Source organism: Seongchinamella sediminis (assembly GCF_003457605.1).
GTDB lineage: Bacteria > Pseudomonadota > Gammaproteobacteria > Pseudomonadales > Halieaceae > Halioglobus > Halioglobus sediminis.
On sequence record NZ_QRAN01000011.1, the window covers coordinates 15,995 to 28,203 of the forward strand.

The 12,209-nt window shown below is 63.0% G+C and carries 11 protein-coding genes and 1 pseudogene; 7 read left to right on the forward strand and 5 right to left on the reverse strand.

Going from position 1 to position 12,209, the window contains the following annotated elements; genetic code table 11:
- Window positions 1–40 precede the first annotated feature (40 nt).
- Complete coding sequence (locus tag DWB85_RS11240) at window positions 41–844, forward strand: hypothetical protein (protein ID WP_117954596.1); 804 nt, start codon at window positions 41–43, stop codon at window positions 842–844.
- A 10-nt stretch (window positions 845–854) separates the two neighbouring features.
- Here the strand turns inward: DWB85_RS11240 and DWB85_RS11245 are convergent, their stop codons facing one another.
- Window positions 855–2,225 carry a sensor histidine kinase gene (locus DWB85_RS11245; protein WP_117954598.1) on the reverse strand — a complete coding sequence of 457 codons (1,371 nt, stop codon included), beginning with the start codon at window positions 2,223–2,225 and terminating at the stop codon, window positions 855–857.
- Window positions 2,225–2,908, reverse strand: a complete 684-nt coding sequence (locus DWB85_RS11250) for a response regulator transcription factor (protein WP_117954600.1) — start codon at window positions 2,906–2,908, stop codon at window positions 2,225–2,227. Before DWB85_RS11250 ends, DWB85_RS11245 begins: the two co-directional genes overlap by 1 nt.
- Window positions 2,909–3,030: 122 nt before the next feature.
- Between DWB85_RS11250 and DWB85_RS11255 the strand changes: the two genes are divergently transcribed.
- Complete coding sequence (locus DWB85_RS11255; RefSeq protein WP_117954602.1) at window positions 3,031–3,486, forward strand: RDD family protein; 456 nt, start codon at window positions 3,031–3,033, stop codon at window positions 3,484–3,486.
- Here the strand turns inward: DWB85_RS11255 and lptG are convergent, their stop codons facing one another.
- Together lptG and lptF are read right to left on the reverse strand one after the other, a co-directional pair.
- The gene (lptG, locus tag DWB85_RS11260; protein ID WP_117954604.1) at window positions 3,487–4,548 is read right to left on the reverse strand and encodes an LPS export ABC transporter permease LptG; all 1,062 of its coding nucleotides are present in this window, start codon (window positions 4,546–4,548) and stop codon (window positions 3,487–3,489) included.
- A complete protein-coding gene (gene lptF / locus DWB85_RS11265) occupies window positions 4,535–5,644 on the reverse strand; it encodes an LPS export ABC transporter permease LptF (protein ID WP_117954606.1) in 1,110 nt (369 codons plus the stop codon). The genes lptG and lptF overlap by 14 nt, the downstream gene beginning before the upstream one ends.
- A gap of 92 nt (window positions 5,645–5,736) precedes the next feature.
- On the opposite strand from lptF, the gene DWB85_RS11270 reads away from it, so the two are divergent.
- The 5 genes and pseudogenes from DWB85_RS11270 to DWB85_RS19780 all read left to right on the forward strand — a co-directional run.
- Window positions 5,737–7,224: a leucyl aminopeptidase gene (locus DWB85_RS11270; RefSeq protein WP_205422721.1), complete on the forward strand. Its 1,488-nt coding sequence runs from the start codon at window positions 5,737–5,739 to the stop codon at window positions 7,222–7,224.
- Window positions 7,221–7,640, forward strand: a complete 420-nt coding sequence (locus tag DWB85_RS11275; RefSeq protein ID WP_117954608.1) for a DNA polymerase III subunit chi — start codon at window positions 7,221–7,223, stop codon at window positions 7,638–7,640. The genes DWB85_RS11270 and DWB85_RS11275 overlap by 4 nt, the downstream gene beginning before the upstream one ends.
- A gap of 119 nt (window positions 7,641–7,759) precedes the next feature.
- Window positions 7,760–10,528 (forward strand): valine--tRNA ligase, encoded by a 2,769-nt coding sequence (locus DWB85_RS11280; protein WP_117954610.1) that lies wholly within the window; start codon window positions 7,760–7,762, stop codon window positions 10,526–10,528.
- Between the two features lie 114 nt (window positions 10,529–10,642).
- Window positions 10,643–10,855 (forward strand): cold-shock protein, encoded by a 213-nt coding sequence (locus DWB85_RS11285; protein ID WP_117954612.1) that lies wholly within the window; start codon window positions 10,643–10,645, stop codon window positions 10,853–10,855.
- A gap of 409 nt (window positions 10,856–11,264) precedes the next feature.
- Window positions 11,265–11,456 (forward strand): annotated as a pseudogene (locus DWB85_RS19780) (cold-shock protein); the annotation flags it as partial.
- Here DWB85_RS19780 and DWB85_RS11295 read toward each other — a convergent pair.
- Window positions 11,453–12,115 carry a TetR/AcrR family transcriptional regulator gene (locus DWB85_RS11295; protein ID WP_117954617.1) on the reverse strand — a complete coding sequence of 221 codons (663 nt, stop codon included), beginning with the start codon at window positions 12,113–12,115 and terminating at the stop codon, window positions 11,453–11,455. The pseudogene DWB85_RS19780 and the gene DWB85_RS11295 overlap by 4 nt on opposite strands.
- Window positions 12,116–12,209 lie beyond the last annotated feature (94 nt).

Consider the following 12,209-nt stretch of genomic DNA (forward strand, 5'->3'; position numbering starts at 1 on the left):
TGGGCGTATACTGTTACCGGGTGGGTAATGGAGAACCGCAATGGAGCCGTTGTACAACATCTATTACGCAGGCGAAATACTGGCAGGCTACGGGCCGGATCAGGTACGCAGCAGCCTGGGGGCGCTGTTCAAGGCGGGCGACGCCACCCTGGACAAGTTGTTCAGCGGTACGCCCCAGCTGGTGAAGCGCGAGTGCGACAGGGCCACGGCCCTGAAGTACAAACAGGCGATGGAGAAAGTCGGTGCCAGACCGGTGATCAAGACGGCCAGTCCAGCCGCCGCAGCTGAGCCCGAAGCAGCGAAGCCGCAGACTGCCGCCGAGCGTATAGCGGCCCTGGCCGCCGCGCCCGACGTCGGCACCGCGCCGGCACCCGGGCCACAACCCACGGCCGTCCCGGCCGAGGCCGGGACGGACAGTTCCGGGCTCAACCTGAGCCCCGCCGGCACCGAGGTGCTGAGACCCGGGGAACGACCACAGGTGGTGGTGGCGGAAATCGATACCTCGGCGCTGGATATCGACCCGCCTGCCGACCGTCTGGCTGGCGCGGCACCACCGCCGCCCCCGGCGCCGGACACCAGCCACCTGAGCATGGGAGAGGTGGGCGAGGACATACCCACCCTGGCGTCCACCGCCGAGCCGCTGTCGCCCAATACCGACGCCCTGGTCCTGGCCCCGGAGGGCACCGATTTTTCTGACTGCGCCAGGCCCGAGGCGGCGCCGCCCGAACTCGACCTGTCGGCGCTTGCAGTATCCCCCCCGGGTACCGATGTGCTGGATGAGGAACAGCGCAAACTCGCCAGTCCACCGCCGCCCGACACCGCCCACATCACCCTGGAGCACTGATAGCCGGCACTCACGGCAGACTGATCAGCACGCGCAGTCCGGGGTTGTTATCCTGCAAATCCACATTGCCGCCATGATAGTGGGCAATGGCCTGTGCCATGCTCAGGCCGAGACCGTGCCCCGGTTGCGATGAACGGCTGGGTTCGACCCGGTAAAACCGCCGGAAGACGTCGCGCCAGTGCTCGGCTGAAATTCCGGGACCGCTATCAGCAATAGTCACCTGGTGAGCGGTTTCACCGTCGCCGCTGCTTGCCCTCAGCGCGACCGTGACCGCCCCCCCGGACGGGGTATACTTGATCGCATTGTCCAGCACATTGGCGAACAGCTGGAACAGCAGGTCCGCTTCCCCGCGACAGGGCGCGGTCGACGGGCTGGCCAGCTGCAGCGCCACCCCGTTCTCCTGTGCCACTGGCTCATAGAGTTCGACCACGTCCTCCAGTAACTGCCCCAGGTCGACCTCGCCAGACCCGCTGTAGCGGTTGCCCGATTCGAGGGTGGATATCCGCAGTACCGCATTGAAGGAGGTCAGCAGGCTGTCGCAGTCGGCAATCAGCTGCTCAACGTCCCCGCGCCGCTCCCTGGGCAAATCCTGCTGTAACTGGCTCAGCTGGTTGCGCATGCGGCTCAGCGGGGTTCGCAGGTCGTGGGCAACGTTGTCGGACACGCTGCGCACGCCCTGCATTAGCGATTCGGTCTGGTCCAGCAGGGTATTCAGTATCTGCGCCAGTTCCCTCAGCTGGCCCTTCTCAGCGGCCGCATCCAGGCGCTGGGAGGGATCACCGCGGACGATTCGCGACATTTCCCGGCCCAGCCATTCCACCCGCTGCAGGGTCCTGGCCGCGGCGAAATAGCCGCCGACCAGGCCCAGCACAATGGTAACAACCATGGTCCGGACCAGCGTTGCCAGGACCAGCTGGCCCTGGTAGACCGCCTGCTCGAAACTGCGGGCGACAATGGCCCGATAAGCATCCCCGAGCTGCTGTTCCCGGGCAATGAAATCCACTTCCACCGACTCGCCCCACTCCAGCAGCGCCAGCTCGAAACCCAGCCAGCCGCGCTCAAATTCCCGGTAGGCGGTATTCGCCGGCAGATCCCCGGCAACTTTTTCCCCCGCCCGGTCGCTGACCAGGTAGTGGAAACGATCCAGCAGCTGGGTGGTCCGCTGCTCGCTGATGTACTGGCGCAGCCCGGCGAGGCCCTGGCCACGGTAAATCATCTCCAGGGCCTGTTGTTCCTCGACGATAGTAGCGGACAACTGGCGGAAGTAGTTGTAGCTGAATAACAGGTAGAGCCCGGCCATTACTAGGAATACCGTGGCGCTGAGCACCAGCAGGTACTTGGCGATGTAGCGAAAGGTGAGGCTGCTCAGAACCTCGCGCATCAGTCGGCTTCCGGGCCCAGGCGGTAACCGGCCCCGCGCACGGTCAGCAGCAGGGAGACTTCGAAATCCCGGTCGATTTTCTGCCGCAGGCGGGATACATGGACATCAATGACATTGGTCTGCGGGTCGAAGTTATAGCCCCAGACATGCTCCAGCAGCATGGCCCGGGTTACCACCTGGCCGGCATGACGCATGAGGTATTCCAGTAATTTGTACTCCCGTGGCTGCAGGGGGACAGGCTGCCCCTGGCGGGACACCTCCTGGCGCAGCAGGTCCATCACCAGGTCGCCAACCTGCAGCCGGGTGCTGCCGTCGCCACTGGCCGTGGCGCGCCGTGACAATACCTGCAGCCGGGCCAGCAATTCGTCCATGGCAAAGGGTTTTACCAGGTAGTCATCGGCGCCGCTGCGCAGGCCCTGGACCCTGTCGTCCACCTCACCGAGGGCGCTGAGCACCAGCGCCGGGGTCTCGTTGCCGGTCTCCCTGAGGTCCTGGATAAGACTGAGGCCGTCCCGTGACGGCAGCATGCGGTCCACGACCCAGACATCGAAAGCCTGGTCCCGGGCGGTATCGAAGGCCTGGTCACCATCGGCACAGTGGGTGCAGTCGACGCCGGCGCGCGCCAGCTCGCTGCGGATAAACCGGGCAACCGCCTGGTCGTCTTCTACTAGCAGTACGTTCATAAGGGCTTCCGTATCTGGGCGCAATGTAGCATGCGGGCAGGTGCCAACCAATGCATCCGGAGGCCGACGGCAGTATCATTACCAATCCTTAATACAGCCCGACAGTGATAGACTCGCCGCCCATGGAAAACAGCCAGCTGAAACATCCCTCCCTACTGCGCCACCTGATTTCGATGGTCTACGACGGCCTGCTGGTGATCGCCCTGGTATTCGTGGTCAACGGCATTGCCCTGGCGCTGGTGGTACAGCTCAGCGGCGGTGAACGGGAAGTGCTCAACCCGCACCTGGGGCAAGTGCTGATCGCCCTGTCCCTGGTCGGCTTCTACAGCGCATTCTGGCTCAAGAGCGGCCAGACCCTGGGCATGCAGGCCTGGCGGATCAAGCTGGTCAGCATTGACGGGACCAAACCGCGCTGGTCGCAGGCCCTGTTACGCTGCGCCGGTGCCGCGCTCTCCGCGGGCTGCCTTGGGCTGGGCTACCTGTGGCGCCTGGTCGACCGCAACCAGCGCTACTGGCACGATTACCTGTCCGGTACCGAACTGTTACTACTGCCCAGGGCGAGCCGCGGCAAGGACTGATCAGCGCGCCCTGGCCAGCAGTAGCAGCCCTGCCAGCACACACAGCAGTACCGGCACCAGGGCGGCGTAAATCGGCGCGAAACCGAATACCAGGCTGGCCGGGCCGAGGAGGTCCTGGCTGGTCCTGAATACGATGCCGACAATCACCCCGGCGAAAATGCGAAAGCCCATGGTGCCCTCGCGCAGGGGGCCAAAGATAAATGAAATCGCCACCAGTACCAGTGCCCCGATGGCTACCGGCTGCAGGATCTTGCGCCACAGGGCCAGCTGGTAATCGTCCGAATCCAGGCCCTGGGACTGCAGGTAACGGCTGTAGCGATACAGGTCGCTGATCGGCAGGTACTCCGGTTCCACCGCCATAACCGTCAGCAGTTCCGGCGTTATGCCGGTGTCCCAGCGCATGCTCTGGTGAGTCTCGCGGGTCGCCTGCCAGCTGCTGAGCCGGGTCATGACGACCTCCTCCATGGTCCAGTAGTCGCCCTCGAAGGTCGCGCGCCGGGCGCGCAGCGCGTATTCCATGACCAGGTCCTGGTCGAACTCGAGCATGGTGATGCCGTGGACGACGCCGTCGGCTTCCAGGGCATTGAAGTGGAGAAAGGTATTGCCCTCGCGATTCCAGATACCATGGCGGCCGCCAAAACTCTCCCCGGGGTTCTGCGCCATGGCCCGGTTGGTCTCCGCCAATTGCTCGGTGCGCGGGGCAACCAGCTCGCCCAGGGCAAATCCCAGTACGGCGATCAGCAGTGCCGGTTTCATGGCGATCCAGACCAGCCGGCCAATGGACACTCCCGCCGCGCGCATCACCACCAGCTCACTGGAAGTGGCCAGTTGACCCAGCCCCAGCATGCAGCCAATCAGCGCGGCGAAGGGAACAAATTCGTACAGCCTGCCGGGCAGCGTCAGCAGGATATACATCCCCACCCGGGCAAAGGTATAGCTCTCGGAAATATCATCAGCCTCATCGATGAAGGCGGCAATGGCATCCAGCCCGACGATAATCGCCAGCACCAGCAAAATGGCCGCAAATACGGTCCAGCCTATGTGCCGATCAAGCTTTCGCATTGAGGTACCTCCGGTGCCTGATCCGGCTGCGCCAGGAGGGCCCAAACAGCATCGCCAGGGCGAGCGCCAGGAACAGCAGGTGCACCCCCCAGATATGCAGCGGACCGCCGTCACCGGAGCCGATCGCCGAGCGGCCATTGGCAAGCAGGGTCAGGTAGCCCAGGTACAGCAAAAAAGCCGGGGCCATCTTGATATAGCGGCCGCGCCGGTGGTCGGTGCGGCTCATGCACATGGCGATGATTGCCACGATGGGCACCATGACCGGAATCGACAGCCGCCAGTGCAGGGCGGCGATGTCCTCCAGCTGGTCAGAGGCCAGCAGCTGCCGGGTGGCGCGACCATCTACCGGGTCGGCGGTGCGAATGCCCCCCTCCGGTTCCGGAATCAATTCGCCGAACTGTTCGAACTGCAGCACCTGGTAATCCAGCTCGCCGGGATAACCCTCGTAACGCAGCCCCTGGCGCAGTTCCAGGTAACGCGCACCGGACTCGGGGTCAAACTTGAGTTCGCCCTCATCAGCGATGGTCAGCAGCATGGTCAGCTCACCGTCATCCTCGCGCCGCGCCTGGGACAGAAATACCGAACGCATGATTCCCTCACCGGTGACCGACTGGGCATAACTGACAATATCGGAACTGCGCCGGGTCTGGAAACGCCCGGCCGCCATGGCATTGAGGCCCTGGGTTGACTCGGGGGCGTTGAGCAGCACCTCGGAACGGGCCGCCCCCAGGGGGGACACCAGCAGGCTCAGGGCGCCGACGACCAGGGTAACCAGCAGCGCCGGCACCAGGGTGCAGGCGGCAAGCCGTTGCGGGCTCATGCCGGTGGCGGTGAGGATCACCATCTCGCTCTCGACATAGAGCCGGCCATAGGACATCAGGATGCCGATAAACAGGCCCAGCGGCAGGATCAGCTCGAGGAATCCGGGCAGGCGGTAAAACAGCACGGGTAGCAGAATGTCCGCCGCCAGGTCACCCACCGCCGCCTCGGCCAGGTATTTCACGAAGCGGCCACTGATAATGATCACCAGCAGGACAAAACTCACGGCGACCATGTGCAAAAGCACGTCCATTGCCAGATATCGAAGTATTTTCATGCCTTGCCCGGGTAGAAATAGGCCCATACTGGTTGGGTTTGCGAGCCCGCCATCATACACTAGGGGCTGCCAAACCAGCGAGGTTAATAAGCATGACTGCGATCAAATTCACTGCGCGCACCGTCAGCGACGCAAGCACCGCCACCAGCCAGTGCGCGGTTGTCCCCCTGTTCCGCAACAGCAAGCTCAGCGGCGCGGCCGCGGCCCTGAACAAGGCCTCAGGGGGCGCTATCAAGGCGGCACTGGAACTGGGCGATTTCACCGGCAAGAGCGGGCAGAGCTGCCTGCTGCCGGGCACGGCAAAGTCCAAACGGCTGCTGCTGATTGGCTGCGGAGAGCGGAAAAAATTTGACCGCGCCGCCGCCAGGGAGTTTGCCCGGCACACCTACAAGGCTCTTAACGACACCACCGCCCGGGACGCATTGCTGCACCTGGAGGAACTAGAGGTAGATGGCGCCGATGCTGAATGGCTGCTGGAAATGCTGGCTCGCAGCCTGGAAAGCAGCAGCTACCGCTACACCGAGACTGTTGCCAAGCCCAAACCCGCACTGAAACTCGCCCGTGTGGTTGTCAGCTCCAGCGCCGGCAAGGCCAGCGCCCAGCGGGCACTCGACCAGGGTGCCGCCACCGCCTGCGGCGTCAACACCGCACGCAACCTGGCCAACCTGCCCGGCAATGTGTGCACCCCGAGCTACCTGGCGGCACAGGCACGCAAGCTGGGCCGGGGCAACAGCAAGCTCAGCATCCAGGTGCTGGAAGAGAAAAAAATGCGCGAACTCGGCATGGGCTCCCTGCTCTCGGTCACTGCCGGCACCGAGCAGCCCGCCAAGCTTATCGTCATGAATTACCAGGGCGGTAAAAAGAGCGACAAACCATACGTGCTGGTGGGTAAAGGCATTACCTTCGACAGCGGCGGTATCTCACTCAAGCCCGGCGCCAAAATGGACGAGATGAAGTTCGATATGGGCGGCGCCGCCAGTGTGTTCGGCACCATGGACGCGGTCACCCGGATGGAACTGCCACTGAACGTAATTGCCGTGGTGGCAGCAGCGGAAAACATGCCCAGCGGCAGCGCCACCAAGCCCGGGGACGTGGTTACCAGCATGTCCGGCAAAACCATCGAGGTTCTCAACACCGATGCCGAGGGTCGCCTGGTACTGTGCGACGCCCTGACCTACGTCGAGCGCTTCAAACCCGCCGCGGTAATCGACATCGCCACCCTCACCGGTGCCTGCGTGGTGGCGCTTGGCTCCCACGCAACGGGTCTGTACGCCAACAAGGACGAACTGGCGCAACAGCTGCTGGCCGCCGGCACGGAAACCCATGACCGGGCCTGGCACATGCCCCTGTGGGATGACTACAGCAAGCAGCTGAAAAGCGACTTCGCCGATCTCGCCAACCTCGGCGGGCCCGGCGGCGGCAGCGTTACTGCCGCCTGTTTCCTCGCCGAGTTCGCCGGCGCCTATGACTGGGCGCACCTGGATATCGCCGGCACCGCCTGGGACAGTACGCCCAAGGGCGCCACCGGACGCCCGGTCAGCCTGCTCACCCGCTACCTGCTGGACCGGGCCGGCGCGTGACCCGGGTCGGCTTTTACGTGGTCCAGGCCGCCGCTGCAGGCCAGCGCCTGCAGGTGGCGGCGAGACTGGCGGACAAGGCCTACCGGCAGGGCAACAACATCTACATCAATGCCGCCGACAAGCAGCAGGCGCAGGCGCTGGATGAATTGCTGTGGAGTTTCCGCCCCCACAGTTTCCTGCCCCACGCCCTGGCCGGCGAGCCCCAGGCGGAACAGATTGCCATCGGCTGGGGCCAGGATCCCGGCCGTCACTCCGACCTGCTGATCAACCTACAGCTGGAAATTCCCGCATTTTTCTCCCGTTTCGCCCGGGTTGCCGAAGTGGTCACCCAGGACGAAACCAGCCTGGCAGCCCTGCGAAACTCCTGGCGCTTTTACAAGGAACGGGGCTATCACCTGGAGAAGCACGACCTCTAGCGCCCGTTCACGCGAGACGGGCCGGCCCTGGCCAGCCCGCGTGAACACCGGCTCCTACCCAGGGTTGGGTGCTTGCCGTATAATCGCGCCCCCAAGACGATAGCCGGATTCAGCAAGTGATGGAAAAGACGTTCCAACCCGCCGAGATCGAAACCCGCTGGTACCAGGAGTGGGAGGACCGGGGTTATTTCGCCCCCCAGGGCGGCGAGCAAGCCTACAGCATCATGATCCCACCACCGAATGTAACCGGCAGCCTGCACATGGGCCACGGCTTTCAGGAGGCGATCATGGATGCCCTGATCCGCTATCACCGCATGTCGGGCTACAACACCCTCTGGCAGGTGGGCACGGATCACGCCGGCATCGCCACCCAGATGGTAGTGGAACGCCAGCTGGAAGCCCAGGGCATCAGCCGCCACGAACTGGGCCGGGAAAAGTTCATCGACAAGGTCTGGGAGTGGAAAGAGCAATCCGGCGGGACCATCACCCGCCAGCTGCGCCGGCTCGGTTCCTCCCTGGACTGGTCGCGCGAGCGCTTCACCATGGACGAGGGCCTCTCCAACGCCGTGCAGGAAGTGTTCATCCGCCTGTACCGGGAGGGCCTGATCTACCGCGGCAAACGGCTGGTGAACTGGGATCCGGTGCTGCACACCGCCATCTCCGACCTGGAGGTAATTTCAGAAGAGGAGCAGGGCCACCTGTGGCACTTCAACTACCCGCTGGCTGGCGGCGAAGGCCACCTCACCGTCGCCACCACCCGCCCGGAGACCATGCTCGGCGATGCCGCGGTGGCCGTGCATCCTGAGGATGAGCGCTATGCCCACCTGATCGGGCGCATGGTGGAACTGCCGCTGACCGGTCGCGAAATCCCGGTCATCGCCGATGATTACGTGGATCGCGAGTTTGGCACCGGCTGCGTGAAGATCACCCCTGCCCACGACTTCAACGACTACGAAATGGGCAAGCGTCACGGCCTGCCGCTGATCAATATTCTCGATGACGACGCCGCCATCGGCGGTGAGGCGCCTGCCGCCTATGTGGGCATGGATCGTTTCGAGGCGCGCAAGAAAATCGTAGCCGACCTGGAGGCCCTGGGCCTGCTGGAAAAGATAGATGACCATACTCTCAAGGTGCCGCGCGGAGACCGTTCCGGTGTGGTCATCGAGCCCTACCTGACTGACCAGTGGTACGTGGATGCCCGGGAACTCGCCAGGCCGGCCATCGCTGCGGTGGAAAACGGCGACATCGCCTTTGTGCCCAAACAGTGGGAAAACACCTATTTTGCCTGGATGCGCGACATCCAGGACTGGTGCATCAGCCGCCAGCTGTGGTGGGGGCATCGCATCCCCGCCTGGTACGACGCCAGGGGCAATGTCTACGTGGGCGAATCGGAGGCAGCGGTGCGGGCCGACCACCAGCTGGCCGACGAGATGAGCCTGCACCAGGACGAGGACGTGCTGGACACCTGGTTCTCCTCTGCCCTGTGGACCTTTTCCACCCTCGGCTGGCCAGAGGAAACCGAGGAGCTGAAAACCTTCCACCCCAGTTCGGTGCTGGTCACCGGCTTCGACATCATTTTCTTCTGGGTCGCCCGGATGATCATGATGACCCTGCACTTGCGCAAGGAGGTCCCCTTTCACACCGTCTATGTACACGGCCTGGTGCGCGATGCGGACGGGCAGAAAATGTCCAAGTCCAAGGGCAACGTGCTGGACCCCATAGACCTGATCGATGGCATCGAGCTGGAAGACCTGGTGCAAAAGCGCACCGCCGGCATGATGCAGCCGCAGCTCGCGGCCAAAATCGAAAAGGCCACGCGTAAGCAGTTCCCTGAAGGTATCGCTGCCTACGGTACCGACGCCCTGCGCTTTACCTACTTCTCCCTGGCGTCCACCGGCCGCGACGTGAAATTCGATATCGGTCGCATCGAGGGGTACCGGAATTTCTGCAACAAGATCTGGAATGCCGCCCGCTATGTGATGATGAACTGCGAGGGCGAGGACTGCGGTCAGGATGAGACCCTGCCTTTTGAACGCAGCCTGGCGGATCGCTGGATTGTCAGCAAGCTGCAGGAAACCGAGGCCGAAGTCGCGCGGGCGGTAGCCGGCTATCGCTTCGACCTGGCGTCCCAGGCGCTGTACGAATTCATCTGGAACGAGTACTGCGACTGGTACCTGGAACTGTCCAAACCGGTGCTGTGGGATGACAAGGCCAACGCTGAGGCCAAGCGAGGCACCCGCCGCACACTGATCCGGGTGCTGGAGACCTGGCTGCGCCTGCTGCACCCGATGATGCCGTTTATTACCGAGGAAATCTGGCAAACCGTCGCTCCGCTCGCGGGCAGGACCGGCCCGACGATCATGCTCCAGCCCTACCCGGTGGCCGACCCTGACGCTATGGACAGCGCCGCAAACGCAGATATAGAATGGCTCAAAGGAGTGATTGTCGGCGTTCGCAACATTCGCGGGGAAATGAACATTCCCCCGGGCAAGGCGCTCACGGTGCTGATGAAAAACGGCAGCGGCGAGGACCAGCGGCGGCTGGTAGAAAATGCGCCGTTCCTCAAAAAGCTGGCCAAACTGGACGAGCTTACCTGGCTTGCCGCCAACGATGAGGCACCGGTTGCGGCGACAGCGCTGGTGGGAGAGCTGGAAATCCTGGTGCCAATGGCGGGCCTGATAGACAAGAGTGCCGAACTGGCCCGACTCGCCAAAGAGATTGACAAGCTGGAAAAAGAATTAAAACGGGTGCAGGGCAAGCTCGCCAACAGCGCCTTTGTAGACAGGGCTCCCGCCGCTGTCGTGGAGAAGGAGCGGGAGAAGCTGCAGGCGCAGGAGCAAGCACTGCAACAATTACAGGAGCAGGAACGGCGCATCCGGCAAATGTAACCTGCCGGCGCGGCCGCTGGCAGCGCCGGCAGGATGAAACGGTTTCACGTCTGGGTCTCTCCCGCGAGGGGTTCAGCATAATAAAAGCAATACGCTAAACCGAGGTAAAGAGGTATGAGTGATCGTGTAAACGGCACGGTAAAGTGGTTTAACAACGCCAAGGGGTTCGGCTTCATCACCCGGGAAGAAGGAGACGCTGACGTCTTTGTCCACTTCCGCTCCATCCAGGGCGACGGCTACCGCACCCTGAACGAAGGACAGCAGGTAGAGTTCAATCTGGTAGAAGGCCCCAAGGGTCTGCAGGCGGAAGACGTCCACAAGCTTTAGCCCGGCGTCCGCTACACGGCGTCCGCTGCACGGCGCCCACTACACGGCGTCAAAAACATACTGCACAAACACACCAGCGGGAGCGCGGTGAGCGCTTGAGACCTGCTGTTTTTACTATTTTTATCCCGTTGTTATCGGTGATAAACAGCCCGCCGACTGCGGGCGCTGTTGAGAGGTATTCATGAATCTTGTTGCAAAAATCGTTATCGCCACCCTGGTTGCCGTGGCTGCCGCCGCTTTGAATCACTTCGCACCCGCTATACCGGTGCCCATCGTCCTGCTGCTGGCAACTGTCGCTACCGTCCTGTTGGCGTCTGCTGCCGGCGCCCCTGCCGCCAGTGCCGCAGCCGGCCAGCCGGAGCCCGGCAGGCAGGCCACGACTGCCGCTGCCAGCGGAGTTCGGGAAGAAGGCGAGGTCAAGTGGTTTAACGTGTCCAAGGGCTTTGGCTTTATCACCAAGGACAATGGCGATGAAATTTTTGTCCACTTCCGTTCAATCCGCGGCGACGGTCGCCGCAGCCTGCGCGATGGCCAGCGGGTCAGCTTTGTCGAGGCACAGACCGAAAAGGGCCCCCAGGCCGAGGACGTTGAAGCACTTTAGCGCCCCTCCGGGTCCCTGCCGATAATCTCATTCTGCCAGGCGGCGGCGAGCATATTCGCCCCCTGGCGCAGGACCATGTCTGGCTCCAGGCTGGGATCCTCCAGCGCCATTTCAATCAGGCTGTAGCCAATATCCACGGTCAGCCGCGCCTGCATCAGGGTCTCCGGGCTCACTTCACCCTGCTGCAATTCCGCCAGGTACAGGGCCAGCTGGTCCGCCAGCAGACGATGGGAGGTCAGTCGCAGCTCCTGCAGCGGCGCCACGGCACGCAAGGCCTGGGAAATTTCCAGCCCGCCGGTCTTCTCCAGGGTGAGATCGTAGGTCTTGCGCAACACCTCATAAATATGGGAAAGCAAACGCTCGGGCTGGCTGGGGCTGTGGTAGGTCTCCACCCACTCGTGGAAAATCTCATTCTGGCGGTCCATGAGGCTGGCGCCCAGGGCATTGATGACCGCATACTTGTTGGGGAAATACCGGTACAGCGCCGGCACGGTAATGCCGGCCCGCTCGGCGATGAGATTGGTCGAAATGCGCTCTACCCCGACTTCCACCAGTAATTCGGCAGCCGCGGCGAGGATCGCCTCATAGGTGCGCTTCGCCCGTTCCTGGCGGGGGCGATTTTTTTCCAGCAGTTCCACCTGCCGTCTGGTTGCGGTCATTGCAGTCCCTACCTGTTATCAGCCGGTCTTTGCCGACAATTCTTTTCCGGCAATGCTATCCCAGCTGAAAAAATTTGACCACCGCGACAACGCG

Coding starts and splice junctions, on each gene's coding strand:
- DWB85_RS11240 (WP_117954596.1), top strand. CDS start 41: ATGGAGCCGTTGTACAACATCTATTACGCAGGCGAAATACTGGCAGGC.
- DWB85_RS11245 (WP_117954598.1), bottom strand. CDS start 2,225: ATGCGCGAGGTTCTGAGCAGCCTCACCTTTCGCTACATCGCCAAGTAC.
- DWB85_RS11250 (WP_117954600.1), bottom strand. CDS start 2,908: ATGAACGTACTGCTAGTAGAAGACGACCAGGCGGTTGCCCGGTTTATC.
- DWB85_RS11255 (WP_117954602.1), top strand. CDS start 3,031: ATGGAAAACAGCCAGCTGAAACATCCCTCCCTACTGCGCCACCTGATT.
- lptG (WP_117954604.1), bottom strand. CDS start 4,548: ATGCGAAAGCTTGATCGGCACATAGGCTGGACCGTATTTGCGGCCATT.
- lptF (WP_117954606.1), bottom strand. CDS start 5,644: ATGAAAATACTTCGATATCTGGCAATGGACGTGCTTTTGCACATGGTC.
- DWB85_RS11270 (WP_205422721.1), top strand. CDS start 5,737: ATGACTGCGATCAAATTCACTGCGCGCACCGTCAGCGACGCAAGCACC.
- DWB85_RS11280 (WP_117954610.1), top strand. CDS start 7,760: ATGGAAAAGACGTTCCAACCCGCCGAGATCGAAACCCGCTGGTACCAG.
- DWB85_RS11285 (WP_117954612.1), top strand. CDS start 10,643: ATGAGTGATCGTGTAAACGGCACGGTAAAGTGGTTTAACAACGCCAAG.
- DWB85_RS11295 (WP_117954617.1), bottom strand. CDS start 12,115: ATGACCGCAACCAGACGGCAGGTGGAACTGCTGGAAAAAAATCGCCCC.